26 protein-coding genes are annotated in these 25,156 nt (G+C 65.5%); all 26 read left to right on the top strand.

The features are described 5' to 3' along the window. Nucleotides 1–14 precede the first annotated feature (14 nt). Entirely contained in the window at nucleotides 15–1,541 is a 1,527-nt protein-coding gene (locus tag ACQHI0_RS01005) for a phage portal protein (protein WP_427906055.1), read from the top strand. Then, nucleotides 1,541–2,593 (top strand): hypothetical protein, encoded by a 1,053-nt coding sequence (locus tag ACQHI0_RS01000; protein ID WP_427906054.1) that lies wholly within the window; start codon nucleotides 1,541–1,543, stop codon nucleotides 2,591–2,593. Before ACQHI0_RS01005 ends, ACQHI0_RS01000 begins: the two co-directional genes overlap by 1 nt. Nucleotides 2,594–2,652: 59 nt before the next feature. Beyond that, on the top strand, nucleotides 2,653–3,333 hold the full coding sequence (locus ACQHI0_RS00995) for a hypothetical protein (protein ID WP_427906053.1): 681 nt from the start codon (nucleotides 2,653–2,655) through the stop codon (nucleotides 3,331–3,333). Between the two features lie 18 nt (nucleotides 3,334–3,351). Continuing rightward, nucleotides 3,352–3,756 carry a head decoration protein gene (locus tag ACQHI0_RS00990; RefSeq protein WP_427906052.1) on the top strand — a complete coding sequence of 135 codons (405 nt, stop codon included), beginning with the start codon at nucleotides 3,352–3,354 and terminating at the stop codon, nucleotides 3,754–3,756. Between the two features lie 59 nt (nucleotides 3,757–3,815). After that, entirely contained in the window at nucleotides 3,816–4,853 is a 1,038-nt protein-coding gene (locus ACQHI0_RS00985) for a major capsid protein (RefSeq protein WP_427906051.1), read from the top strand. A gap of 12 nt (nucleotides 4,854–4,865) precedes the next feature. Then, nucleotides 4,866–5,114, top strand: coding sequence for a hypothetical protein (locus ACQHI0_RS00980; protein ID WP_427906050.1), 249 nt, complete (start codon nucleotides 4,866–4,868; stop codon nucleotides 5,112–5,114). A 3-nt stretch (nucleotides 5,115–5,117) separates the two neighbouring features. Next, nucleotides 5,118–5,501, top strand: a complete 384-nt coding sequence (locus tag ACQHI0_RS00975) for a hypothetical protein (protein ID WP_427906049.1) — start codon at nucleotides 5,118–5,120, stop codon at nucleotides 5,499–5,501. Further along, the gene (locus tag ACQHI0_RS00970) at nucleotides 5,498–5,842 is read left to right on the top strand and encodes a hypothetical protein (protein WP_427906048.1); all 345 of its coding nucleotides are present in this window, start codon (nucleotides 5,498–5,500) and stop codon (nucleotides 5,840–5,842) included. Before ACQHI0_RS00975 ends, ACQHI0_RS00970 begins: the two co-directional genes overlap by 4 nt. Next, nucleotides 5,842–6,309: a hypothetical protein gene (locus ACQHI0_RS00965; RefSeq protein ID WP_427906047.1), complete on the top strand. Its 468-nt coding sequence runs from the start codon at nucleotides 5,842–5,844 to the stop codon at nucleotides 6,307–6,309. The genes ACQHI0_RS00970 and ACQHI0_RS00965 overlap by 1 nt, the downstream gene beginning before the upstream one ends. Beyond that, a complete protein-coding gene (locus ACQHI0_RS00960) occupies nucleotides 6,306–6,695 on the top strand; it encodes a hypothetical protein (protein ID WP_427906046.1) in 390 nt (129 codons plus the stop codon). The genes ACQHI0_RS00965 and ACQHI0_RS00960 overlap by 4 nt, the downstream gene beginning before the upstream one ends. Further along, nucleotides 6,692–7,051: an endonuclease VII domain-containing protein gene (locus ACQHI0_RS00955; protein ID WP_427906045.1), complete on the top strand. Its 360-nt coding sequence runs from the start codon at nucleotides 6,692–6,694 to the stop codon at nucleotides 7,049–7,051. The genes ACQHI0_RS00960 and ACQHI0_RS00955 overlap by 4 nt, the downstream gene beginning before the upstream one ends. A gap of 31 nt (nucleotides 7,052–7,082) precedes the next feature. Further along, nucleotides 7,083–7,745, top strand: a complete 663-nt coding sequence (locus ACQHI0_RS00950) for a hypothetical protein (protein WP_427906044.1) — start codon at nucleotides 7,083–7,085, stop codon at nucleotides 7,743–7,745. 381 nt (nucleotides 7,746–8,126) lie between these two features. Further along, nucleotides 8,127–8,516, top strand: a complete 390-nt coding sequence (locus ACQHI0_RS00945; RefSeq protein WP_427906043.1) for a hypothetical protein — start codon at nucleotides 8,127–8,129, stop codon at nucleotides 8,514–8,516. Nucleotides 8,517–8,572: 56 nt separating this feature from the next. Continuing rightward, nucleotides 8,573–8,998: a hypothetical protein gene (locus tag ACQHI0_RS00940; RefSeq protein ID WP_427906042.1), complete on the top strand. Its 426-nt coding sequence runs from the start codon at nucleotides 8,573–8,575 to the stop codon at nucleotides 8,996–8,998. 25 nt (nucleotides 8,999–9,023) lie between these two features. Beyond that, a complete protein-coding gene (locus tag ACQHI0_RS00935) occupies nucleotides 9,024–16,520 on the top strand; it encodes a transglycosylase SLT domain-containing protein (protein ID WP_427906041.1) in 7,497 nt (2,498 codons plus the stop codon). A gap of 39 nt (nucleotides 16,521–16,559) precedes the next feature. Continuing rightward, complete coding sequence (locus ACQHI0_RS00930; protein ID WP_427906040.1) at nucleotides 16,560–17,450, top strand: phage tail protein; 891 nt, start codon at nucleotides 16,560–16,562, stop codon at nucleotides 17,448–17,450. Then, complete coding sequence (locus tag ACQHI0_RS00925; RefSeq protein WP_427906039.1) at nucleotides 17,447–19,090, top strand: phage tail protein; 1,644 nt, start codon at nucleotides 17,447–17,449, stop codon at nucleotides 19,088–19,090. Before ACQHI0_RS00930 ends, ACQHI0_RS00925 begins: the two co-directional genes overlap by 4 nt. Nucleotides 19,091–19,104: 14 nt before the next feature. Then, nucleotides 19,105–19,554, top strand: coding sequence for a phage gene 29 protein family protein (locus tag ACQHI0_RS00920; RefSeq protein WP_427906038.1), 450 nt, complete (start codon nucleotides 19,105–19,107; stop codon nucleotides 19,552–19,554). 196 nt (nucleotides 19,555–19,750) lie between these two features. Further along, a complete protein-coding gene (locus tag ACQHI0_RS00915) occupies nucleotides 19,751–20,629 on the top strand; it encodes a peptidoglycan recognition protein family protein (protein WP_427906037.1) in 879 nt (292 codons plus the stop codon). Continuing rightward, the gene (locus ACQHI0_RS00910; protein ID WP_427906036.1) at nucleotides 20,619–20,828 is read left to right on the top strand and encodes a holin; all 210 of its coding nucleotides are present in this window, start codon (nucleotides 20,619–20,621) and stop codon (nucleotides 20,826–20,828) included. The genes ACQHI0_RS00915 and ACQHI0_RS00910 overlap by 11 nt, the downstream gene beginning before the upstream one ends. A 2-nt stretch (nucleotides 20,829–20,830) precedes the next feature. Next, nucleotides 20,831–21,307, top strand: a complete 477-nt coding sequence (locus ACQHI0_RS00905) for a hypothetical protein (RefSeq protein WP_427906035.1) — start codon at nucleotides 20,831–20,833, stop codon at nucleotides 21,305–21,307. Next, nucleotides 21,304–22,143, top strand: coding sequence for a hypothetical protein (locus ACQHI0_RS00900; protein ID WP_427906034.1), 840 nt, complete (start codon nucleotides 21,304–21,306; stop codon nucleotides 22,141–22,143). The genes ACQHI0_RS00905 and ACQHI0_RS00900 overlap by 4 nt, the downstream gene beginning before the upstream one ends. 1 nt (nucleotide 22,144) lies before the next feature. Continuing rightward, nucleotides 22,145–22,525, top strand: coding sequence for a hypothetical protein (locus ACQHI0_RS00895; RefSeq protein ID WP_427906033.1), 381 nt, complete (start codon nucleotides 22,145–22,147; stop codon nucleotides 22,523–22,525). Next, entirely contained in the window at nucleotides 22,522–22,845 is a 324-nt protein-coding gene (locus ACQHI0_RS00890; protein WP_427906032.1) for a DUF7264 domain-containing protein, read from the top strand. Before ACQHI0_RS00895 ends, ACQHI0_RS00890 begins: the two co-directional genes overlap by 4 nt. Continuing rightward, complete coding sequence (locus ACQHI0_RS00885; protein ID WP_427906031.1) at nucleotides 22,845–24,602, top strand: phage upper tail fiber protein; 1,758 nt, start codon at nucleotides 22,845–22,847, stop codon at nucleotides 24,600–24,602. The genes ACQHI0_RS00890 and ACQHI0_RS00885 overlap by 1 nt, the downstream gene beginning before the upstream one ends. Continuing rightward, on the top strand, nucleotides 24,603–25,124 hold the full coding sequence (locus ACQHI0_RS00880; RefSeq protein WP_427906030.1) for a hypothetical protein: 522 nt from the start codon (nucleotides 24,603–24,605) through the stop codon (nucleotides 25,122–25,124). It begins immediately after the preceding gene. Nucleotides 25,125–25,156: the final 32 nt, after the last annotated feature.

Here is a 25,156-nt window from a genome sequence, read left to right as displayed (position 1 = left end):
GAGGACAACTGAATATGGCTGAACAGCAACCGACTCAGCAGCCGCCGGAGTGGTGGTTCGAGTTCCTGATGAAGCGCTTCGACGAGGACCTCGAACGGGAACCTCGGTCACAAACCGCGAACTCCCCGGCTACCCGACGTGAACGGCTCGACCTGTTGTGGAGCTACTACCTGGGCGACCCGCCACTGCCGAGCATCAATGAGCGGTATCGGGAGACGTTCCGGGAGATGCTGCGCAAGGCCCGCCCGAACTACGCAATTATGTCGATTGACTCGATGTGTGATCGTTCGGTGCTGCGCGGGATCTACACCGCGGCCGATGCCGATCTCGACGGCGACGATCTGGCCCGTCAGGTGCAGGAGATCTCCGGGTTCGCCGCGCTACAGCGCGACATGCAGACCTGGCTGTACACCCTCGGCGAGGCCTACGCGATGGTCGTTCCGCCGGTGCAGGGCGCGCCGGAGGGTTCGGTGCCGATGCTGCTCGCTGAGGATCCGCGGTTCTGTGTCGGCGAGCCTGACCCGCTGAACCCTCGCCGGTTGATCGCGTTCATCAAGGTCTTCGCTGATCGGATCGCGAACTGCCAGAAGGCGATTCTATTTCTGCCCGGCACACGGATCGAATGGGTCCGCGAGGAAGGGCAGTTCGATCCGGAGTTCAACCTCAAGCAGTGGACGGCGGGCCCGTCGACGGCGATGCCGGGGTTGGAGATGTTGGGCGGGATCCCGGTGGTGCGGTTCACCAACAAGATGGGACTCGGTGAGTTCGAGCCGCATATCGACCTGCTCGACCGGATCACCGACGGCATCTTGCATCGGATGGTCATCACCGCCTACCAGTCGTTTAGGCAGAGGGCTATCAAGGGCGATGTCGACGGTGGCGCGGACTTCTCTGATGGCGACACCGAGTCGCTCATCCGGCCGCTGGATGACGCCACGATCGCCGACGTTTTCGCCAATGACCCGGGCGTTCTCTGGGCGGTGCCGGAGGGGGTCGATTTCTGGGAGAGCCAGTCGACGGACCTCACGCCCCTGCTCGTCGCCACCCGCGACGACGTCAAGGAATTTGGGGTCTGCACGAGAATCCCGATGCACATGCTCACCCCCGACGGCGTCAATCAATCCGCGGAGGGTGCGACGACGATGCGCGAGGGGCTGATCGACAAGATCAGCGACCGGCAGGCCCGCCAGGAACCGCAATGGATCCTGTTGTGGCAGATGGCTTTCACCCTCGCGGGGAAGGCGAACTCCGTCACCGGGATCCGGTTGCAGTGGGGCAAGCCCGAGCGCACCAGCCTGAACTCCCGGGCGGATGCGGCGCAGAAGACGCGCGGGATCCTCTCGCGCAAGCGCCAGATCGTCGAGCTGCTCGAGATGGATCCGGTGATTGCGAAGCTCTCGGAGTCCGAGCTGCTCGAGGAGGCGATGGCCACCGAACAGAACAGCGGCGGCCTAGGCGGAATCACCGGTGCCGCGGCGGCCGTAGCTCCTGCGGCCGAGTCGAGTTCGGCGGCGGCCGGTGACGAGCTGCTGGCGGCCTGATGGTGATCGACATGCTGGCCAAGATCCTGTTGGCAAGGGCAGCTCGGCGTCAGTTGTTGCTGCTCAACGCCCAGGATCGAGTCCACGCGATGTTCCGTATGACCGACCCCGCTGACGGGCGCTCGGTCAACGAGTTCGCGGGCGCGGCTGCTGAGGTGTCGGCGGCGGCGCAGCGGCGCGCGGTGTCGCTGACGTTGGCCGCCCAGCGCCGCTATCTCGACGAGATGGGCACCGACATCAAGGATTTCGTCACCGAGGTCCCTGACGAGGTCAGGATGTTCGCCCGGGATCGCGAGTACCGGTATGCCACGGCCCGCAAGGTCAAAGCCGCCGGGGTAGTCACTGACCGGTTGCCAGTCGAGGAAGTCTTCAACCGGCCGGCGCGGATGTATCGGCGGCTTCTCGCTGAGGGCCGTGACCCTGGTGATGCTCTGGACGTGGCCGCTAATCGTGTGAAAATGGAGCTGGCCACCAATATTTCGCTGGCTGAGCGCGAAGCAGAATCGCAGGTCCTGGCACATGCTGGGATCGTCGATCTGGACGTGATCGGCTGGCGGCGGGTGGTTCGCCCGGAGCTGTCTGTGGGCGGAACGTGCGGGCTGTGTCTGGCTGCGTCGGACCGGAAGTATCACACCGGTGATCTGAAACCGATCCATGCGGGCTGCAAGTGCGAGGTCATGCCCATCAAGGCCGACGCCGACCCTGGCCGTCGTCTCAATGACGAGGACCTGGGCAAGCTCTACGACGACGCCGGCGGCACCGCCGGTCGACTGCTCAAGCGCACCCGCTACCGGGTCGACGAGCACGGCGAACTCCAGGCCGTGTTGGTGCCCGATCGCCGCGGCGAAGCCGTACCGCGCTACCGGGATCCATCGTCGACACCGCTGGTAGACCTGGACCAGAGCACCGAGGCGTTCGCTGCACGTCAGCTGCCGCTGATGCGGCAGATGCTCACCAAGTCCCGCTCCGAAGGACTCGGCGAGGACCACCCGAAGGTGGTGTGGCAGACCGCGCAGGTCGCGCGGTACGAGCGCCTGCTGTCCGTGAACTGATTCTTGCCCGACATGGGCTCCACCAAAATCCACTACCCGACAAGGGATCACAACTAAATATGCCTGCTGAGACGACTGCTGCCGCCACCGAGACCAACCCGGAAGGCGGCGATCCGGCCGTCATCGCCGAGACCTCCGAGACGACCGACAACGAACGCGTCGTCAACGACAACGGTTTCCCCGATGCCACTCCACTGGCCGAGATGAGCGTTGCCGAGCAGGCCGCTTACTGGAAGCACAAGGCCCGCCAGCACGAAGGCCGCGCGAAAGCCAAGAACACCGGCGGCCTCAGCGCTGAGGAGGCGCAGGCACTGCGCGATGAGATCGAGCAGTTGCGCACCGCCGCGATGAGCGACACCGAGCGCGCCCAGTCCGAAGCGATCACCTCGGCGACCGAGCAGGCGCGGGTCGAAGCCCGCAACGAGCTTCTGCCGCTTCTGCACGAGGCACAGGTCAGGGGCTATGCGAGCACGGTGATTTCGGGCGAGCGACTCGACGGCTGGGTCGATTCGGTCTCAGTCGACAAGTTCCTCGATGCCGAGGGCGGCGTCGACGGCGCGAAGGTCGTCGCACATCTGACCGCCCTATTCGGCGAGCCCGAGAAGTCTCCGGCCGCGCCGACCTCCACCTACCCCAATGTCGGGCAGGCCTCCTCGGGTGCGGGCTTCACCAAGGCGCCCGCGTTTCAGGCCGGTCTGGCCGAGGCCGCGCGCCGCTTCGGCGCCAAGGCCGAGAAGTAACCCAGGAAAGAGCACCTGATGAGCAATATCGCGATCCGTAAGACCGGCGTTTTCTACGGCGACAGCCGCACATTCGCGCTCGGCGACATCTCCGGCCAGCCCGGCCGTCTCTCGATCACCCTCGACATGACCAAGTTCGTCGCCGCGACCCATGCGCCGAAGGGCTATCTCCCGTCCGGCCTGATCCTGGGCAAGGTCACCGCCAGCGGCCTGTTCGGCATCCACGATTCGACCGCCAACGACGGCCGCGAGGTCGCTGCTGGGTTCCTCTGGGACGCCTTCGCACCGACCGACTGGGCAGGCAAGGAAGCCGCGCCGCTGTGGGTGGGTCCGGGTCTGGTCAAGGAGAACAAGCTGCCCCCGGCTTCCGGTGTGGGCACCAAGGCGAAGACAGACCTCGGCGCGTGGTTCAAGTTCGTCTGACGAACTGAATTTTCCAGCGCCACAACAACATACATAACTGAATAGCGGAGAGGCCTGTCATGGCTCTTGTTTTCGATGCGGCGGTCCACCCCGATGCCGCGACGGCGTTCGCGCGGGAGATCCCGAACCCGTCCGACCACATTCTGAATGCGTATCTGCCTGACCAGCTGGTGCAGGAACAGACGATCCGACTGCTGAACTCGACGCGAGTCAACCGCACCGCGCAGTTCCGAAGCTTCGATGGTTCGATCCCGCAGCTTGAGCGAGACTACGTGGAGACGCGCGAGGTCGACCTGCTGCCGATCTCCATCGCGGGCATGAAGGGCGAGCTTGAGCGGCTCCAGCTCGAGCGTGCGCGCCAGAACGGTGGCTCGCTGTCGGCGATCACCCAGGCGATCTACAACGACATCGAGATCGCGGTCAGGAGCATCCGAAATCGCATCGAGCTGGCACGCGGTGAGCTTTTGTCCACCGGCAAGATCCAGCTGACCGGCGAAAACGGTCTGACACTGACCGCGGACTTCGAGGTGCCCGTCGATCACTTCGTCACCGCGGGCACCGTGTGGTCCCAGACCGCTACGGCCACCGTGGTCGGCGATCTGTCGACCTGGACTGAAAAGTACATCGCCGACAACGGCTTCGCGCCGGCGGGCATGATCATCAGTCGCAAGACCGCATCGTTCCTCCAGCGCAACGCCGAGTTCCGGGCCTACACCTCGGCACTGGCGGGTGGCCCGGCGATCGTGTCGAAGTCGGTGGTCAACAACGTCTTGGACGACTTCAATCTTCCGCCGATCAGCGCGGTCTACGACACCAGCGTGAATGTCGGTGGTGTCGACACTCGTGTGATTCCGGAGAACAAGATCATCTTTGTCCCTCCGGCTGGTCGCCTGGGTGCGGTGAAGTGGGGCGTGACCGCTACTGCCCTGGAGCTGGTCGGTGCCGCGCAGTCCGACATGACTTTCCAGGATGCGCCGGGCTTGACCGGTGTGGTGGTCAAGTCGGGTCCTCCGTTCAAGGAGACCACGGTGGTCGACGGCCTGGTGCTGCCGGTCCTCGAGGATCCCAAGTCGCTGATGGTCGCGACCGTATTCTGATCGGGAGTTCCTGTGGCACAACTGAATACGTTCGTCGCTGTCCGTAACCCGGACAGCGGAATTGATCATTGGTTCGGTCCCGGCGTGGATCTGCCGGAGTGGGCGATCGCCAAGATCACCAACCCTGCGGCCTACGCCGTGGGCGGACCGGTGGATGTGGAACCGACCCGGGAACCGGCCGTCGAGCCGATCACCGAGGCGGAACCTGCGGAACCGGCCGAGAAGCCGGTGCGGCGCACCCGCAAGGCGGCGGGGGCCTGATCGGTGGGTGTGTTCGCTGGTCGTGATGACCTGATCGCTCGATTCGAGGGTGAGCTGACCGATCGTCAGCTCACCTTCGGCGAGGCGAAGATCGTCGACGCCGAAGCGCTGCTGATGAGTCTCGTGCCATCCCTGGCCGCCGGACCGTCTGGCGTGTCGGAGTTGGTGCGCGCCAATGCTGTTCGCGCTGTGTGCGCGGCGGTGCTGCGGGTAATCCGCAATCCTGCCGGTGTCAGCTATGAGGTCATCGGGTCCTACACCACTCGCTACGGCGACGGTGCGGCCCGCGGTGACCTGCATTTCACCGACGACGAGCTGGCCGCAGTGCGCACTCGTCCGCGCCGGGTCGGTGTGATCGGCCTGTCTGGTCCGAGGTGGGTGTCGTGAGCTACGCCTACGGGGCAACCATCACCATCCTGCGTCGACCGTCACGTGACAGGTTCGGTGACACCTCCTACGTCGCCCATCACGACATCGAAGGGGTCGCCATCGACGACACCGGCAGCGGCGAACCCAACCCGAACGGCGCACCGACACTGGACCGACCGATGGCACGATACGACTCAATCGTGTTCTGCCCCACCGGATCTGACGTGTTGGCCTCCGACATCGCCGAGCTTCCCGACGGGCTGCAATATCACGTTGTCGGTCGACCGGAACGCCCCCGCCATCCCCGCACCGGTACCACCCCCGGTGTGATCGTGCGACTTCGCCGGATCGAGGGCTGATGGCCAAGAAAGATCCGACGCCGCAGATCGAATGGTACGAGACGCGCAAGACCCCGACCGGATGGCCGGTTAATCCCGCCATCGACGGCGTCTTGCACTCGCCGAAGTACGGCAAGATCCTGCGCTCGATCGCCCAGGAAGCCAAGGCGCTGTTCGAGCAGCGTGCACGTCGGCGCACCGGACGCTACGCCGGGTCCGGCAAAGTCCACCGAGATCTGTTGCGTACCAGCAATTCCGATCCTGGTCGCTGGGCCGGGGTGCTCACCATCCGCGCGCCCTACTCCGCGGCGGTCGAGTTCGGGCAGGTCAACCTCGCTCGCGACAACGAACGCAACCGCGGCCGGCGCAGAGTTCTGCCCGGCTCGATGCCAGACCGTTGGGCTGGTGATCACACCCTCGGCGGCGACAACCGCCGGATCCGGTCAGTGGTCGCCGACATCGAACGCCGGCACGGGCGGACACGATGAGCGAGGCCGAATTCCCCGACGCCGAGCTGGTCGCGATGGACCTGCTCGACGATCTCGGTTGGTGCTGCACCGCACTGCCCGACCCCGAACAGTGGCCGAGCCTGGCGCCGATCATCGCGGTCAATCGCACCGGCGGCGGCGTCGATGCCTCCGGGATCACCGACCGGGCACTGGTCGCGGTCGTGGTTGTCGATTCGACCAGGCCACGAGCCTGGACGACCGCCCGCGCGGTACGCAAACGGATCCTCAACGCCGGATGCACCGAGGTCAACGGGGTTCTCATCGACACCACCGACGAGGAGACCGGCACCGCGCAAGACCCAAACCTGGCCAGCGACAACCGATTCGTCGAGCTGACCTTCTGGATGAGCTTCCGCGCCCAGTGATCTGCAAACGCTGCGGCCGAGACCGCACCCCCGACCAGTTCCACCGCAACACCACTCGCGCCCGCGGCCTGGATACCCAATGCCGCGACTGCGCCGCAGAGCGAAAACTGCTGCGCCGCTATGGCATCGGGCACCGCGACTACCAGCGGATGCTCACCGATCAGGGTGGGCGGTGCGCGATCTGCGAGCACGTGCCCGAACCGGGCGAGGTGCTGGCAGTGGATCACTCCCACCGCGACGGCCGGGTAAGGGCCCTGCTGTGTCGCAGCTGCAACGTCGGCATCGGCCAGCTGCGAGATGACCCCGAACTCCTACTCCGAGCAGCGGCCTACCTGCACTCCCACGCCGCGGCCTGAACAACACCACAACTGAATAGAGGAGCCGAAGATGGCTGATTTCTCCGCGCTGCGCGATCTCAAGCAGTCGCTGATCCGCAAGCCGCTCGCCGGTGCGGTCCTGCTGGCACCGCTGTCGACCGATGTGCCGGAAAAGTTCACCGACACCGCCGGTGCGCTGATCGACCTCAAGACCGCCGGGTTCGAGTCGCTGGGCCACATCTCCAAGGAAGGCGCGCCGACTTTTACGCCGGAGACCGAGACCAGCGAGGTCGAGGCGTGGGGTCTTCTGGAGTCGGCCCGCACTGACATCGTGAGCCGCAATACCACGATCAAGTGGAAGGGCCAGGAAACTCACAAGAAGAATTTGGAGTTGTACCACGGCCGCGATCTGTCGGCGGTCAAGTTCGATTCCGCCAGCGGTGAGACGGAGTTCACCGACCCGACCGACCCGTCGATCACTTACCACCGCGCGGTGTTCCTGTCTGTGGACGGTGCGGGTGCCAACGCGATCTACATCATCAAGTTCGCGCCCAAGCTGGTGGTGACCGAGGTCGATGAGCAGGGCTGGTCGCAGGAGAACGCCGTCGAGTACGGCATCACCGCCCGCGCCAAGATCGACGAAGCCGAGGGCTATGCCCTCAAGACGATCTTCGCCGGTCCGGGCTGGAAGGCCCTGGCCCTCAAGGCAGGTTTCGTCGCTTCGACCCCGTAGTCGCTGGACGGGATCTGACCGGGCCGCCGCTGGTGTGACGCTCCACCACCGGCGGCGGCCCTTCGCATTTTCATTCTCGGAGCGCCCGACTTACCAGGAGTCCCCATGCCTTTCACCCCTGTCACGATGGTGTCCCCCGCCGGCGTCGAGGTCCGTGTGGCCACCGCTGTTGAGGCCAATAATCTTGCATGCTCGGGATACCGGACGAAGATTGAACCCAAGCCCGCCGCCTCCATCGAGGCCGCTGCGGCAGTTCAACCGGCCGCTGAGTCCGTAGAGGACCGCAAGCCCGCCAAGCCCGTGCGCGTACCCGCAGTCAAGTAGTCGCGCGCGAAACAGCTTCACCCACAACTGAATATCGAATCGGGAGTTCCCATACCCATGGCCGCCACCAAGCGTGCACGCAAGTCCCCCGCCACCGAATCGCGCTGGTCCCAGCTGGTTCGCGAGGCCAAGAAGGACCTTCCCGTCCACGAGCCCTACGTCTTCGACGCGGTCGACCCGCCGCTGCTGATCGACGCTCCCGACGGTCTGGAGCGCTCGCTGGCGCTGGCCCGACTGCTCGAGGCCAGCGAGGATTCGGCCATCGAGAACCTGATTCCGATGCTCGAGGCCCTCGTCGGTGAGGGTGCGTTCGCTCTCGTGTGGAGCGCGCTGCGCAACGAACCGATCGAGGTCGCCCTGGCGCTGATCGACGACATCGGCGAGCACTTCAACGGCAAGGCCGATGAAGGCGCGGAGGAATTCCCGGGGGGCGAGCAGGCCTCGTAGCGCTACTGGAGCGCCACTACGAGGCCGTCGAGTGGGACCTGCACGCCTATTGGGCGGTGGACTTGCTCGATTTCTTCCGGGGGGAGTTGCCCTGGGCCAAGTTGGCCCGATTTCTGCGGCAGCTCCCTCCGGGCTCGCGGTATCAGGCCGCGATCGACGCCGACTTCGACATCGCCGAATACACCTACGCCCGCCAGCAACTCGACGCTGACGGCGACGGCCGCGATGAAGGCGAATCAGGGCCGCAGGTCAGTACCTCTGCTGGCTATGACCTTTCGGTTCAGACGCTGATGACGATCGCCGACCTGATCCAGCAGCTCCAAGCAACCCTCGTCGCGGTCAATCTGCCCGAGGGCAAAGCCCCACCCAAACCGCGGTTCCTGCCCCGACCGGTGACCGCGCTCGACGTCGTGCGTGCCCGTCATGCCGTCGACGAAGAGGTCGACCAGGTCGGAGACGCGCTGAGCGCATTCGGATTCTGATCCCCAACCCCGCCGCGAGGACCCCATGAGCAACGTCGCTGGCCACATCAAGATCACGGTGTCGCCCGACCTTCGCCGCTTCCGCAAGGAAGTCCAGGAGGAGGCCTCGCGTCTTGGTGCCGACAAACGAACCCTGGTCGAGCTGTACCCCGAGGTCGACAAAGCTCGTGCCGAGCGCGCCGGACAGGAGATGGGGTCCGCGGTCGAAAAGGGCCGTGCCCGTGCAGCTGCGGCGGCCCGCAAGAAGGCTCTGTCGGAGGGCAAGGCGACCTCGGTCCGCCACGCGCAGGGCACCGCCAACGAGGTCGCCCGTGTAGAGAAGGTCGCCGCGGCCAAGCTCAAGGCTCAGCGCGACCGGGCCGATCAGGCGATGGCGGCGCGTCGGCGTTCGCGCCAGGACTCCACCGAGGCACGGGAGAAGACCCACCAGGAAACTCTGCGCCGGATCACCGAGAAGAGTCGGGCGCGGATCGACCAAATCGAGACCGAGGGCGTGGCGAGGGCGCTGGCTCGGCTCGATCGACTCGAAGTCGACGCCCAGGACCGCGCACGGCGTGAGACCGAGCGCAACGACGCTCGCCTGCGCGAGGCCGCGCGGCGCACTGCGGCCGAACTCAGGCTCGACCGTGCCACCGCTACCGAGCGGGCGCGCCTCGACGAGGCCGAGTCCCGGCGCACCAGGAAGACGCCCCAGCCGTGGCGGCACACCGACCGCGCGCAGGATGTGCTGCGCCGCACCGACGTCAACAACGGTGTGGCCCGCAAGCTCGGCGATGACTGGGCGCGGATCTCGAACAACGTCGACAAGGCCGGGCAGTCGCTGCGGCGGCTGTATCAGGACCTCGGCGACGCCAACCGACGCCACGACCAGAACCTCGACGCCCTTGCCGCCGCGATCGCCGACCCCAACGGCAACGGCCGCACCCGCAACCGGCTCGGCAACCGTGCACAGGGCTCGTCTGATCAGCTCGACGCGTTGCACACCGCGATCGCGCGGGCCAAGGGTGTGATCGACAGCCGCCACGCCGAGATGAAGCGTGCGCGTGAACTGTTCGCGATCGCCAACTCCAACTTCGACTCCACCTACATGTCCGAGCTGCGTGAGCGTGCCAACAACATGGCCCGCTCACGCGCCGGCCAGACACAGTACGCCGAGTTCCCGGCCGTCGAGCGTTCGCAGGCCATGATCGCCAAGCTGGCCGAACGGTCCGGCGTGGCGCGCCGTGTGCTGCCCGGCGACCAAGAGGCCATGGCGAAGCTGACCAAGGCCGCGGTGGAACAGGATCGCGCCGAAGCTGCCTACCAGCAGGTTCTTTCGCGCCGCGACGGCATCTACACCAAGCTCACCGAGAGCGCGATCGAGCTGGAGCATGCGCGTCTGAGGGAGGCTGACACCTCCGAGATCGACGCGCTCAATGACTCCTACACCCGCCTGTACCAAACTCACCAGTCCCTTGAGCGGCAGGAACGGGTCGCTGCGATCCGAATGAGTTCGGCCCGAGAGCGTTTCGTGGGTGCCGAGCGAAACATCGGCAACCGCACCGGAGTGAGCCGGGTCGTGCGTGCGTTCGAACGGGTGGACCTGCACGTCGGCGACAACATCCGCGAGGTGATGTCGCGGGTGATCCTGCTGGGGCGCGCGCTGGCCTCGATCACCCAGATCGCCACCACGGTCACCATGGCCATGGCCGCACTCGGCGCCGTGCGCCTGGTGCCGTTGATCTCCTCGGCATCGCAGGCGCTGACCGTCTTCGCTGCCCTGCCAGCGGTATTGGCTGGTGCCGCAACCGGTATCGCGTCGCTGGTGACCGGCATGGGCGGGATCGGTGCGGCGATCAAGGCAGCCAGTCAGGCTGGGGACCAGTCCGATGAGGACCGGACTGCCTCACGTCGCCGGGCCCGCGACGCCGAGCAGTCCTACGAGCGTGCCCGCGAATCCGCCGACCGCACCTACGCCTCGGGTCAGCGCCAGATCGCCTCGGCCGAGAAGTCGGTGCAGTCGGCCCTCAAGTCCAGCCAGACCGCCCAGGAAAACCTGACCAAGGCACGCCAGTCGGCGATCGAGAAGATCCGCGGCCTCGGCGACGCCCTACGTGGCAGCGCGCTGGATGAACGCTCGGCGGTACTGGCACAAAAGCGGGCACGGCAGAACATGTCGGACCTGCTCAAGACCGGTAACGGCGTCACCGCGCTCGATATCGAAGAAGCCCAGCTGGCCATCGACCAGGCGGACTACAACCTTGACACCACCCGCAAGCAGAACCGTGACAATCACGACGACGCTGCAGCGACCCGGGCAAAGGGGGTCGAAGGTTCCGACGAGGTCGTCGCGGCCAAGGAGGCGTTGGCTGAGGCCCAGTCGCGGGTCGAGGAAGCTCGATCGAACGTCACCGACACGATCGCCTCGGTCGCCCAAGCCAACTCCGACGCACAGCGTTCGATCGCCGACTCCTGGGAGCGGATGACCGACGCCTGGACCGACCTCCAGTCCAGCACCAAGGACGACAAGCTCGCCAAGGCGATGGCCAAGCTCTCGCCGAACGCGCAGAAGCTGGTCAACGACATCCTGTCGATCAAGCCCGCGTGGCAGGAAGTGAAGTGGGCCGCCCAGGACGCGCTGACCAACGGTGCCGGCGCGGCGGTCCGCAACTTCACCACCGCGCAACTGCCGAACATGAAGGCCGGGTTCTCCGCGATCAACGCCGAGATCGGGCGCGGATTCCGTGACTCGTTGTCGGTGCTGTCGAGCGGCAAGTCCCAGGCCGACTACAACAAGTTCCTCACCAACACGCGCAACGGCTTTCGTGGACTGGCCGATGCCGCTGCACCGCTGACCCGCACGTTCGTCGACCTGGCGACCGCGGGTTCCTCCGTGCTACCCCAGCTCGGTGACGCGCTGGCCGCTGCCTCGGCCCGTTGGTCGGAAAAGATCTCGCTCAAGCGCGAGACCGGCGAGCTGAACCAGTCGATCAACAACGGCATCGAGAAGATGGGTCAGCTCGGCCAGATCATCTCCAACACTTTCGGCGGGATCTCCGGGGTCTTCAAAGCCATGCGCGGCGAAGGCGATTCGATGATCGAGCGGATGACGGTGGCCACCGCCAAGTTCGAAGCGTGGGCCAAGTCCGCAGCGGGTGCGAGCAAGATCCAGGCCGTCTTCGCCAAGATCAACTCCGTTGCCACCCAGCTGAGCAACATCATCTCCTCGCTGGGTTCGGCGGTCGTCGACGTGCTGGGCCCGGTGTCGGAGAACTTCGGCATCACCCTGAGCGTGGTCGAGACTCTCGCCGAGAGCCTGGCCAGCATCGTCGGCGCGCTGATGTCGTTCGGGCCGACCGCTGCCCTGATCGAAGGCGTGGCCACCGCATTCGTGGCCATGTATGCGCTGCGGTCGCTGTCGGGCATGTTCGACAACATCCGCAACGCGGCATCCACCGCCTACCGCGGCATGGCCACCGAAGCGACCCGGGCACAGTCCAGGCTCGCCGGTCCGATGAACGCGCTGTCGCGCAACATGCCGTTCGTCCTGACCAACCCGGTCGTGGCCGCGCGTGAGCAGTTCACCAACCTCCGTGACACTGCCACCGCCCGCCTGACCGAGATCCGCCAGGCCGCCGTCGACCGTTTCCCGGGCGTGGCCTCGGCCGCATCCTCGGCGATGGACCGGGTCCAGTCGGTCGCCAACACAACCCGCGATCGGGTCTCGACGGTGTTCTCGCGGATCAGAGACGCCGCCTCTGGCCGTCTGCCTGGGACGCGCCTGGCAGCTGAAACCGCGTTCAACGGAATACAGCGCGCGGCCAGCACCACCTACAGCTCCATCTCCCGCGGAGCCAACGTCATGGCCAATGCCATGGGCGGCTGGTTCAACGTCGCCATGATCGCAGCGGTGCTGGCGATCACCGCCATCACCAAGAAGGCCGACGAATTCAAGGCCGCGTGGCAGTCGCACCAGAAGGCGATCACCGACTGGAAGACCACCGGCTTCGAGTTCTCCTTCGACCTGACCAAGGCGCTGAACAACAGCAACGGTTTCGTCGACGACAACGTCCGCGGCCTCATGCGTCAGCGTGCCCAGGACGTGATGGACGAGTGGAAAAAGGCGATCGAGGACCAGAAGAACTCTTCGCAGTTCGGTGAGGCCGTCGAGACGTTCCGCTTCTACAACCCTGCCACGTGGTTCGACTGGACCCAGAAGCTGGACGCGCCGAAGAACTTCCAGATCGACCAGACCGGTGATGCCGCGACCGCGGCGATGGACAAGCTCAAGGCGCTCAAGATCTCCACCGGGGAACTGACGTCGGCGCTCACCGGCGGCGCGGCGGAATGGGACAAGTTCAAGGCCAAGCTGCTCGACGGCACCGAGGGCGGGCGGATCGCTGCCGAGCAGTACCAGAAGCTGCGCGACAACTTCACCCAGACCCAGAACTCGGCGTCCAAGCTCGTCGATGCCCTCGCTGATGTGCGCGCGGGTTATCTCGATGCGGCCGATGCTGCCGACAAGCTGACCTCGGCGATGAACCGGCAGACCCAGAACCGGCTCACCGTCGCCGAAGCCAAGGCCCAGGCCACCCAGACCCTGACCAGCTTCAACGGCTTCACCACCGGTGAGTCCACCGGGTCGGTCAACGTCGACGGCAAGGTCGACGTCAACAGCCAGGCCGGCGCGGCTTTCCACGAGCAGCTCTACAGCCTGGCCCAGGCCTACAACAGCGTCGCCGGCGCGGTCTATGCCACGACATACGAGCAGACCAAGAGCGACGAAGCCGCGCGCGCGGCGGTGGTGCAGGCCACTGCGAATATCACCGATGCCGCGCGGGCGAAGGCGGGCCAGTACTTCTCGGGCGCGGACTTGGACAACGTGCTCGGCGAGTACGGCATCGCGCCCGACAGCTTCACCCGCGCTCAGGCACCCCGCACCCAGTCACCGGGCCAGGTGGTACCTGGACCGACCGCGCCGGTCACCGCGGCACCAGCGACCGTCCCCGCCGACAGCAGCGCACCCACCAAAGCGATCCCCGGTGTCCTCGGCATGATGCTTCCCGGAGCGCCGAGTGTCGCTGCACCCGCAGCCGCCGCACCAGCACCCGCCGCTGCGGCAACCTCCTCGGCCGCGGTGACGGTGCCGGACTACACCGGTGCGATCAAGGCCTACGACGACTACGCCAAGGCTGTCGAGGCCGGGTACAGGGATCGGATTGTGCCGTCCTTCGACGGCGCGCTGGACAAGGCGACCAAGCTCAGCACCGCGCTGGTCGACGGGATCGGTGCAGCCAAGCCGAAACTCGATGAGTTCGTCGCCGCGATCACCAACCTGCATGCGGTGTTCAAGGCCGACATCACCGAAGGCGCATTGGTCGAGTGGGCCAAGCTGCGCCCAGCCATGGACGCGGACCTTGTGGTGCTGGTCGACTACGGTCTTCCCAACTTGGTGCGTGGTCTCGACGAGCTGAACGCCAAGTTCAAGTCCGTTGCGACGGATTCGACCGCCTCGTTCGCCGGGATCAAGAAGGCCGTCGCGGAGCCGATCAACTGGCTGATCACCAACGTCTTCAACACCGCGCTCAAGAACGCCTGGAACGAGGTCCGCAAGACGCTGCCGTCGTTGCCGGAGTGGACCGCGGTGATCCCCACCATCTCCGGGTATCACCGTGGTGGCATCATCCCGGGCTACCAGCCGGGCGTGGACGACCGGATCGTCGCCGTCGGGCGCGGCGAAGCCATCATGCGCCCAGAGTTTGTGCGCGCCTTCGGATCTGACTGGGTTCACCAGATGAACGCCGCCGCGCGCAGCGGCGGCGTGTCGGCGGTGCAGCGGATTCAGGGTGCGTACGCAGGCGGCGGCATCGTCGACTCGATGGAATCGGCGGTCAAGGAACGCTGGCCGAGCATGCAGCTCACCAGCGGGCTGCGGTTCACCGACAACGGCTACCACAGCACCGGCCAAGCCGCGGACTTCTCCGACGGCAGCGACTCGACACCGACCATGCGCCAGCTGGCCGCCTGGTTTGCGTCGAACTTCCAGTCGAGCACCCTCGAGCTGATCCACTCCCCGTTCAACCACAATTTGAAGAACGGGCGGGACGTCGGCGACGGCATGGGCTTCTACGGGCCCGCCACCATGGCCGAGCACCGCAACCACGTTCATGTGGCTTTGGCGAAGGCCTTGGGCGACATGTCGAATGTGGTCATGCCCGCCCTGGGCGGGAACATGTTCGGCGCGGCGGGCGCTCGGGTGCAGGAGCTGTTGACCGGGCCGATGGCCGCGCTGGCCAAGCAGGTCCCTACTGGCGCGAGCAATCTGGAGAAGCTGCCGAGGGCGATCTTCGACGCGGTCACCGGTGCTGCCACCGCGGCGGCCGGTTCGTCGGTGGATGCCGGGAATGTGGCCTTCGACATCAGTGCGGGCGCGGCCCAGTGGCGCGACAACGTCATCGCTGCGCTGCTGCGCGAGGGGTTTGAGGCGAACGAGCGCAACATCAACCTGACCCTGGCCCAGATCCAGTCCGAGTCCGGCGGCGATCCGAACATCGTCCAGCAAGTCCAGGATGTGAACAGCGGCGGCAACGAGGGTGTCGGGCTGTTGCAGGTGATCCCTGGTACTTTCGCTCGCTGGCGCAACCCCGCCCTGCCCAACGACCGCACCGACCCTGACGCCAACATCAGTGCGGCGCTGCGCTATTACCGGGCGAAGTGGGGCGAAGACCTCGGCGCGATGTGGGGCCAGGCCCACGGCTACGACCAGGGTGGCTGGCTTGAGCACGGGTCGATTGGCTACAACCTCAGCGGGAAGCCGGAGCCTGTCTTCACCAACGACCAGTGGGTGACGATGAGCGGTCTGCTCAAGTCGCTGTCGAAGCTGGCGCCGGGGATGACCGCGCTCACCGCGCCGTCCGGGCCTGCGCAGTTCGTCGAGCAGTTCACCAAGGTTGTCGAGGCGGTGGTGAGCCGGATCAAGTCGCTGACCGCCAAGGAATCCGGCAGCGGTGAGAGCGATTCGACTACCGCCGGGGCCGACAGCTCAACTTCGGGAACCGATACGACAGATTCCGGGGACACTGCCGCCACCGACGGCAGTGGCACCGGCACCGATACCTCGTCGTTGACCGACGGCAGTACCGAGACCGGCGATCTTAGCGCGGTCGAGGGCGGCGACACCCAGCCCAAGGACACCACCGAGACCGACCCGTATCTGACTGCGGCGATGGAGATCCGCAAGCCGGAGTACTACGCCAACAAGTGGAAAGACATCCCGTCAAACTTCGCTGAGACGACGTGGAATCAGTTCACCTCCGACCTCGGGATCACCGGTGAGGGCACCTTGTCGCAGCTGGTGAAGCTGCACAAGAACGAGGACAAGAACATCGGCGTCGAGTACATCCAGAAAAAGGCGACCGAGGCGTTCACCGGGGCGCAGAAAACAGTCGAACAGCACGTGCACTACCACGTGACAAACATCGACGAAGCGCTGCGCAAAAACGCTATCCGTCAGCGGCAGGATGCCTCCGGCTTCATGCGCTGACCTGCGAAAACAACTGAACAACAACTGAATAGAGGACCTGTGGCGAGCAATCGCACACTCGTGCAGCTCGAGGGCGTGAACGGAGATTGGTTCACGCTCTCGGGCCCGGGAATGGGCGCTGAGGGAGTGATCCTTGGCACCGACGTCGAGGGCATCTTCGACGCGCCGGTGAAAACGATCTGGACCGAGCACGCGCACCAGATCGGCGCCAGCTACGCCGGCATGCGGCATCTGCGCCGCGACATCGTCTTCGGCGTCTGGATCGGAAAAGAAGCCGCAGATTCCTGGCAGGCCAACGACTCTCGTTGGCGCAAGGCATGGGCCTACGACCGCGACTGCAAGTTATGGGTCGAGACCGAGGAATCGGGCCGCCGATACCTCAAGGTCCGCCTGGGCGAGCAGCCGCAATTCAAGCCGGAGAAGGACCCCAACATCCTCCAGTCCGGCCGGGTGCTGATGACGGCGATCGCGGGTGACCCGTGGTGGTACGAGGAGGCCGACCAGACCGACACCTGGATTCTCGAATCCGGCACGGCGGGAACTGGTTTCGTCACCGTCTCCAATCCGACCGACCAGGAGATGTGGCTGCGCTGGATCCTCCAGGGCGGCGCGCGCTGGACCCTGCCCGACTACAGCCACGGCGACAACCGGTTTCGGCGCGCCGAGGTCGATGCGGCGCGACGGGTCCAGATGCCGTTGCAGAACCCCGGTCAGACGTTCCTGGTCAACACCGACCCTCACGAAGACCAGCTGCGCGACGCGAACGGATCGCAGGTCTGGTCGCTGATGAACGGGGTCACCTACAACTACCCGATCCCGGCCTACACCTCCGCGATGCAGCTGCCGGTGTCGGTGACCAACGCGACCGCCGGTGTCGGGGCGCAGGTGTTGTGCAAGCGGACTTGGTCGCGGCCGTGGGGGCTGGAATGAGCGTTCCCACACTCGATTTCGCGGCGGCCCTTGCTGAGTTCGAGCGTGACATCGCCGAGGAGAGGTTCTGGCGCCTACAACCGCCGCTGGTGCGGTTGTGGGACGGCGCGTGGAACTTGCGCGGCAAGGTCACCCAGATCATTTCCGCCGAGATCACGGAATTGAACAACGAAACCGGCATGGCGCACCTGGAATTGCCGCTGGACTATTGGATCTCGGAATGGGTCGTCGATATCGACAGCCGTCTCGACAATATCCACCTCACTGTCGACAAGGACGGTGTGCGCTGGTCAGGGCGCATGTCGATGTTCGAGGTACGCAAACAGGAGGACGGTACTGGCGTTCTCGCGATGAGTTTCAGGCACGATTACGAAGAACTGAAACATATCATTTGCTATCCAAATCCAGCGCTACCTCCCGAGATACAATTTCCGCGCCATTTTTTCCTTTTCGGCAGCGCGTCTTGGGGGCTCAAACTCTGCGCTTTTCTGAATATCGCCAGACTGGAAAGTTCGGCCTGGACTCTGCCCGACGATCCGCTCGATGCGTCGAGTTGGTTCAACCTTGATCAGAGCCGTTGGTGGATTGTCGTAGCACCGGGTTCTCTGGCGTCGGATACCTCGATGCCCGCGTTGGTGCATTCACGGATGAAGTCGCTGCACGAGGTCGGCAAGAAGATTGTCGCCGACGCTCAGCTGACGTGGACTTTCCGGCGGTGGCTCCAGGGTGATCCGCCGCCGTGGCCGGGCGCTGTGGTGCGTCACGGATGCCTGGTTATCGACCTGGTGAATAAGGGCGCGTCCGGAATGGTGACGAGCTATTTCGGCAATCTGTTCACCGGTTTGGTCAAGGCCGTTATCGGGATGGATGAGAACGGTCTCGAAGAGGGCATCGACATCGCCGATGATCCCAACATCGACCCGCCGCCCCAGTACGGCGACCCGGACTACTTGGGCACCGTACCTACCGCGCCGTGGGTGATCTACCGCGACGGTCCGGGCACAGGCATCCAAACCAGCGCGTTCAGCGTCCATCCAGCTACCGACGTCGGTGTGGTAGCCGGGGGTAAGTCCGCACCCTACGTGAACGAGCTGATCTCAGCCGCGGTGCAGACCGCCGGCGATCTGATTGCCGCCGCTATTGTCGTGCCGCCAATAGGCGGAGCGCTCGACGCTTTGCTAAAACCCCTGTACACGGACACCATTCTGGCGTTCGGTAAGTGGAAGAACATCGCTCGTGCGCAGCGGCTAGGCCCCAGCAGATACCATGAGTCGTTCAGCGAGGGAGCCGACCGGGCCTACACCCTGGGCTGGCTGCTGGCCATGCGCGCGGGCATGTGGGCAACCCGTGAGCAAATCTCTCATGAGATCGTCGTGGCCGATGGCGCGCCGTACCGGATCGGCGCGCAGGGGCACGGTCACTTCTACCTCGGCGACCGGATCGGCAGCACGGTTCGCGGGATGAAGCCGGGCCGGATCTTCATCGACCAGGTCTCGGAAGTCTCGCTTTCCTGGGACCGTGAGCGCGCTCCAGGGTGGAAGATCACCATCGGCAAGCGAGAACATAAGGACCCCGTCGTAAAGGCGTGGGAAGCTCTACAGGATGTGCTCGGTCTCATTCAGGACCTGGGCGTTCTCTAAAGGACAACTGAATAATGGCACTAAAAACTCTCCAGACGTCGAATCTCGATAATCCGGCAGAGCATTTCTCCTGGGCGCTACGCAATGTTCCCGGCGTCGGAACCGGCCCCTCGGGCACCTCCCTACCCGCTGCGTGGGCTGACGCGATCTCGACTCACCTGACCGAAATCGGATTCGTGTGGGCCCCGCATCTGGCAGCGAAAGCTAACGCCGACGGGTACATCCATGTCAGCGATCTGCCGCAGCAGACCAAGAAGTTCATGCGGCCCCAGCGCGGCGACCAGTCCCATTTCAACCCGGGGTGCCAGTGGGTGCCGATGGACACTCCCGAACCGGCAGTGATCAGCCTTCCCGACCCCGACTATCTCACCCCACAAGAGCGGGACGCGATGGTCGCGATGTGGCGCGCCAAGGGATATATCGCCGATCCTGAGCCGCCGCCGAATTACGCGCAGGTCGTCTGAATTCAGATGATCTTCCACCGGCCCCCGCGGCGTCAGATAATGAGGACGCCCCGGGATTGTTCGGCCATAGCCCAGCCCCCGGGAGGAATTTCGTTCGCCCCCGGGATCAACGCGTCATCGCGGCCGGTGTGGGCGGTTTGTGACGCCGTGACCATCCCCGTGCTGTGGGCCATGTCCGGCAGGGATGGAGAAACCCATGGCGTGGAGCGGTGACCCGATCTGGCTGGCCGACGTGCTGCGTGAGGCCGGACTGAACGTGATCGAACACGAGGGCTGGCGCGAGCGCGGCCACGGCGACTTCGCCGACATCCGCGGCGTGCTCTGCCATCACACCGCCGGCGGCGGCACCAACGATTGGCGCATCGTCCAGTACGGCCGCAGCGATCTGCCCGGCCCACTGGCGCAGCTAGTCCTCGAACGCGACGGGACCTACCGGGTCATCGCCGCCGGGGTGTGCTGGCACGCCGGGCGCGGGTCGTGGCCGGGCTGGCCGACCAACAACGCCAACTACCACGTCATCGGCATCGAGGCTGTCTCGCGCGGCTACGGCGACGACTGGACCGACGTGCAGCTCGACGCCTACAAGCGCGGCGTCGCCGCGATCTTGGCCCGCATCGGGCGCAGCGCGGACCAGGGCTGTGTGGCCCACCGCGAGTACAGCTCCGAAGGCAAGGTCGACCCCGCGGGGATCGACATGGATGCCTTCCGAGCCGATGTGCAGCACTTCATCGACAACGGAGAGGACGACGCTGAATTGAGCGCCGCAGAAGTCAACCAGATCACCTCGTTCATCGCCGCGTTCTGCGGCCCGATCGGTTCCGACGTCAAAGACATCCGCCAGGAGCTGACCGGCGGTCGCGACGCGGGCGAAAACCCAGGCCTGGCATCGGTGTATGACCTGCGCTCCGGCAAGCCCGAAGACCAGATCTTCCATGCGTCGCTGGCCCGCTACGTCCTCGAAATCGACGCCAAGCTCGAAACGCTACTCAAGGCGCTCGGCGAGGTCGACACCCAGCGCACCGGCCGTCGGTGCGCGGATTGCCCACTCCCCCAGGAGGAAACCCATGCTGCCTGATGTCTTCACCACCGCCGGTCTTCTCGACGCCGGTAAGCGCTCGCTCAAGACCTTCGCCCTGCACCTCGCGGGCTCGCTCGCGGTCTTCACCGGCCTGCTCGATGTCGACTGGCGCGCCAGCCTGTCGGCGGCCGGTCTGATCGCGCTGGTCGAGCTGCTGTCCACCGTCGGCGGCATCACGAAGGCCACCAAGGAGTAGCCATGCCGGACAACCACCCGTGGGTGGTGTGGGCGACGGTGATCGCTGCGGTGATCACCGTCGCCGCGGCGACCGTGCCTCGCGTCCGTGAGCTGATCTCACCGATCTTCGGGTTCGTCAGCACCCGCGAGGTCCGCAAGATCGAGCGGCAAGCACGCATCGAAGCCGCCGCCGCCACCCTGCACGACGAACGTAACCGCCTGCTGTCGATCCAACTCTCCGGCGTATCAGCGCAACTGGATGCTGTACTTCGCCAGTCGCGCGAAGACGCCGACCGCTACCAAGACCAGCTCGACGAGCTGCTGCGTCAGCGCCGCGAGGACTCCGAGCGCCACCAAGCCCAGCTCGACGATCTCCGCGATCGACTGTCGAGCACCTCTGACGAGTTGGCCGCCACCACCGCGCAGCTGTCGGCCGCGATGGTCGAAATCGCCGCTCTGCGTGCCGAATTGGCCGAGTACCGCAAGGCCCCGCGGTGACCTATCCCGTCGGTAACCCCCCTGATGGCGCGTACCGGTTCGGCTCGAGATACGGCTACGACCTCAACGAGGACTCCGCGCTCACCGCCATGACCGGCGGCATCCGGCTCGCCTACGGCGCAGCGCGGCAGAAGTTCGTCGACCAGGTCGAGTCGCCACTGGACTCCAAGCCCGGCCTGACACAGATCCCGATCGGTTCGCCGATGTGGCAGTCGATCATCGCCTCGGAGGAGAGCACGTTTCCGCGCTCGCAGCTGACCTACGGGGCGGCGGGCACGACATCGAGCGGCGGCAACGGCGACAATTCACATTCGCACCGAATGGGAGTGACGCCACAATACAAGCCTGCCGGAAATGGTGGAAGAAGCATCGAAATCGGGTATATCACCTGCACTCGCGACCGCACTTACACCGAGGCCGGATTCATTACCGGGGACGCGGTGACGTTCCTGGGAATCGAGAAGTTCCACCTGGGCGTTTACTCCGTTGATGTGGCCAATGGAGATCTCCATCTATTGAACCCGATCTCGGCAGCGATGGATTTCAAGGGCTCCATGGGTGCGACGAACACAGAATACCGATTCAATCTGGGTACGGTCATCACAGCAAAACAGGGCGATATCTTCGCTGTTGCAACCTTGCAGGTCACAGGCGCTTTCCAGACGACCTCATCATTGATGGCGACCACCCTGACGGATTTGAATCCACCCGGAGTCATCTTCCCCCGAAAAAATTATGGGTGGTGCGGGCCAACCGATGTCATGCACGCTGCCATTCATGACCAACACATCTCCTACGCCAACTCCGACAAACTGCCGTTCTATGTTCTGAGGTGACATGCCCGACCAGCTGAAACACATCAAGGAATTCCTTGTTGCGCGCGCCTACGACGGATTCGGCGCGCGCAAATACATCGGGCATACACACCTCGATAGTGCACGCACATACATTCACGAATGGGCTGTTCCTCAGCTGTATATCGCGGTCAAGGCTGATGACCCGCATTACGACCCCGTCGGCCCGGCAACCTCGGCGCGCTCCGCGACCGCCGTGATCGCCTACATGCGAGAGATGCAGCGCGATATGCAGGCACTCCAACGCATCGACCCCTACGGCGACCTCTACCTGATGATGTGCAAATCCGGCCAGGAAGGTGCCTACATGGACGAGCTGGCCGAAGCTCTGGACCTGGACGACCCGGATTGGCGATCCAAGTGAGCTTTGACATCGGCCAGGCCCCACCCAAGGGCATCATGCACATCCGCAACCACTCCGGACTGGAGTGGCAGTTCCGCTGGGGCGACGGCACCGTTCCGTTCCCCGCAGGCAGCCAGCTCTACCTCCTCGTCGGTCCCGAGAACGCGCCCGACCGCTGGGACTTCGAGATCCTCGGCGCGCGGGCCACTTTGATCGTCACCGTCGCCGAGCTGACCAGCATCGCCGACCGGGCACCGTTCTATCTGATGTGGAAGCAGGCCGCCGCCGCGGAGCCGGTCGCGCTCGGCATGGGCCGCGTGCGCCGCTGGAAGGCAAGCTGATGAGCGACTTCATCATCGGACTACCACCCACCGCGAACCCGGACATCGGCGGCAACGTCGCCACCCCCATCGGGGTACTCGTGCCGGTCGCCGGCCGTGACGGCTCCGGGCTCCAGCTGGCTGGCGTCTTGTCGACCTACGCCGAGCTGCCCACCAATCTGGACCCCGCCGACTCCGGCGTCGGCTACCTGGTGCTCGCCGACAACCGCGCGTACCTGTGGAACGGCTACCAATGGCCAGCCGAGGGCGCGGGTGCACCACTCAAGGGTGATAAGGGCGATCCTGGCCGCGGCGTGGTGTCGATCTCGACGACCGCCGACGGCCTGCGATTCACAATGACCGAGGCCCCGACGCCGGTTGACGTTTCCGTTCCTGCGCTGGCTGCCGCGACGGCCGCCGCGTCGCAGGCCACGACCGCGGCCAACGATGCGGTCGCAGCCGCCGATATCGCCACTGCGGCAGCAGGTTCGGCAACCACGTCTGCCGCGTCGGCAACCGACGCCACCGAGGACGCCACCGCCGCGCGCGACATCGCACAAGCCGCCGCGTCGACAGCGACCAGCAAGGCGGCCTCGGCAACGAACTCGGCCACCGCTGCGGCGAGCGACGCGACGAGCGCGGGCACCCACCGCACGCAGGCGGCAGCCTCGGCATCAGCCGCAGCGGCCTCGGCTGCCGACGCCAGCGCCGCGCGTGATGCCACCACCACCGCCCGCGACACCGCCGTTTCGGCAGCCAGCGACGCCAACACCGCCAAGATCGCCGCCGCGGCCTCGGCCGACGACGCTCAGCATTGGGCCGAATCCGCTGCCGAGACCGTCGGAAGTGGCATCCCCAATGCCGATGTCGGCATCAAGGGCGGCATCATGCTGCCCGGCGGCACCCCCGGCGAGCTGGGCGGCACCTTCGAGCACCCCGTAGTCGCGGGATGGTCGAGTAAGGCCGACGTCTCAGCGGTGAATGCCAAATACACCAGGCCTACCGACGGAATCCCGCGCACCGACCTGGAATCGGCGGTGCAGGCATCCCTGGGCAAGGCCGACCTGTCCTACACCAGGCCTGGCGTCGGGATCCCGAAGGCCGATCTGGAATCGGCGGTACAGACCTCCCTCGGCAAGGCCGACAGTGCTGTGCAGGTCGACGGATCCGGCAAGCTTCCCGCCGCGATCATCCCTGCGGTCGCGTTGGCCGAGTTTCTCGGCGCAGTCGGTTCTCAGTCCGCGATGCTCGCGCTGACCGGCCAGCGCGGTGACTGGTGCACACGCACCGACACCGGCACCGATTGGCAAGTCATCGCCGAACCGTCGACGGCGCTGGCGAATTGGCGTGAGCGTACCTACCCGGCCTCCCCGGTATCGACTGTGAATGGGCGCACGGGTGCGGTCACCACCGCAGCGGTCGACATCACCGACTCCACCACCATCGGGCGATCGGTCCTGACGGCAGCTTCTGCCTCGGCTGCGCGCTCCTCGCTGGGAGCGGGCACATCGAGCCTGGCCCTTGGCACCGCTGCGGGAACCGCCGCCGCCGGTGATGATGCACGGCTGTCCGATCCGCGCACCCCGCTCGACGGGTCGGTCACCAACGCCAAGATCGCGGCAGGCGCTGCGATCGCGTTGTCGAAGCTGGCCACCGGCTACGTCTCTGGCGCCGACAACTCCGGACCGCGCACGTTCACCATCTGGGTGGGCACCGAGGCTCAGTTCATGGCGATCGCTACCAAGGACACCAACACGATCTATCTCAGGTCGGCGTAGATGGCCGGATCTGCTGGCACCACACCAATCGTCAAAGCCTCGATCGGCACCACGCCGCTTCTTCGGATCAGCCTCGGCACCACGCTGCTCTGGGACGGACAGCCGTTCACCCCAGCCAGCGCCAAGCTCACCACCGCCCATCAGACCACCACGTCGTGGGCGCAGGTGCTGGGCTTCACTGCCGATGCCGCCTATCCCGGCTCGGCAGTCTCCTCTAACAGTCTGGTGATCCCGAACGCCGGAGAGAACGTCACGCTGTCGGCGTCGATACCGTTCAGCTCGGGCACCAGCTACGCGTTCAATCTGACGCTCCAGCTCTACCTCAACGGAGTCTCGGTCCAGACCGGCGTCCAGGCCAGCGCCCCGGCGTTCGGCAGCGGCACGGCCACCGTCAGCATCTCCGGGATGAGTGTGCCGGCCGGAAGCGTGCTGATGCTCCATGCCCGCGGCGGTTCCCAGTTCAGCAGCGGGCCCAACATCGCGGCCAACGCGAACGCCTACCTGCGCGCGCACATCCCCTGACGCGAGCCGAGGCGGCTGAATGCGCCTCTACC

This window comes from Nocardia sp. FBN12 (genome assembly GCF_050320175.1).
GTDB lineage: Bacteria > Actinomycetota > Actinomycetes > Mycobacteriales > Mycobacteriaceae > Nocardia.
The sequence above is the reverse complement of the archived record's forward strand: the minus strand, read 5'-3'. Positions and strand labels throughout refer to the sequence as shown.

Bases quoted from the DNA above. Each gene is read 5' to 3' on its own strand.
- ACQHI0_RS01005 (WP_427906055.1), top strand. From the start codon at position 15: ATGGCTGAACAGCAACCGACTCAGCAGCCGCCGGAGTGGTGGTTCGAG.
- ACQHI0_RS01000 (WP_427906054.1), top strand. From the start codon at position 1,541: ATGGTGATCGACATGCTGGCCAAGATCCTGTTGGCAAGGGCAGCTCGG.
- ACQHI0_RS00995 (WP_427906053.1), top strand. From the start codon at position 2,653: ATGCCTGCTGAGACGACTGCTGCCGCCACCGAGACCAACCCGGAAGGC.
- ACQHI0_RS00990 (WP_427906052.1), top strand. From the start codon at position 3,352: ATGAGCAATATCGCGATCCGTAAGACCGGCGTTTTCTACGGCGACAGC.
- ACQHI0_RS00985 (WP_427906051.1), top strand. From the start codon at position 3,816: ATGGCTCTTGTTTTCGATGCGGCGGTCCACCCCGATGCCGCGACGGCG.
- ACQHI0_RS00965 (WP_427906047.1), top strand. From the start codon at position 5,842: ATGGCCAAGAAAGATCCGACGCCGCAGATCGAATGGTACGAGACGCGC.
- ACQHI0_RS00960 (WP_427906046.1), top strand. From the start codon at position 6,306: ATGAGCGAGGCCGAATTCCCCGACGCCGAGCTGGTCGCGATGGACCTG.
- ACQHI0_RS00950 (WP_427906044.1), top strand. From the start codon at position 7,083: ATGGCTGATTTCTCCGCGCTGCGCGATCTCAAGCAGTCGCTGATCCGC.
- ACQHI0_RS00945 (WP_427906043.1), top strand. From the start codon at position 8,127: ATGGCCGCCACCAAGCGTGCACGCAAGTCCCCCGCCACCGAATCGCGC.
- ACQHI0_RS00935 (WP_427906041.1), top strand. From the start codon at position 9,024: ATGAGCAACGTCGCTGGCCACATCAAGATCACGGTGTCGCCCGACCTT.
- ACQHI0_RS00925 (WP_427906039.1), top strand. From the start codon at position 17,447: ATGAGCGTTCCCACACTCGATTTCGCGGCGGCCCTTGCTGAGTTCGAG.
- ACQHI0_RS00920 (WP_427906038.1), top strand. From the start codon at position 19,105: ATGGCACTAAAAACTCTCCAGACGTCGAATCTCGATAATCCGGCAGAG.
- ACQHI0_RS00915 (WP_427906037.1), top strand. From the start codon at position 19,751: ATGGCGTGGAGCGGTGACCCGATCTGGCTGGCCGACGTGCTGCGTGAG.
- ACQHI0_RS00910 (WP_427906036.1), top strand. From the start codon at position 20,619: ATGCTGCCTGATGTCTTCACCACCGCCGGTCTTCTCGACGCCGGTAAG.
- ACQHI0_RS00905 (WP_427906035.1), top strand. From the start codon at position 20,831: ATGCCGGACAACCACCCGTGGGTGGTGTGGGCGACGGTGATCGCTGCG.
- ACQHI0_RS00895 (WP_427906033.1), top strand. From the start codon at position 22,145: ATGCCCGACCAGCTGAAACACATCAAGGAATTCCTTGTTGCGCGCGCC.
- ACQHI0_RS00885 (WP_427906031.1), top strand. From the start codon at position 22,845: ATGAGCGACTTCATCATCGGACTACCACCCACCGCGAACCCGGACATC.
- ACQHI0_RS00880 (WP_427906030.1), top strand. From the start codon at position 24,603: ATGGCCGGATCTGCTGGCACCACACCAATCGTCAAAGCCTCGATCGGC.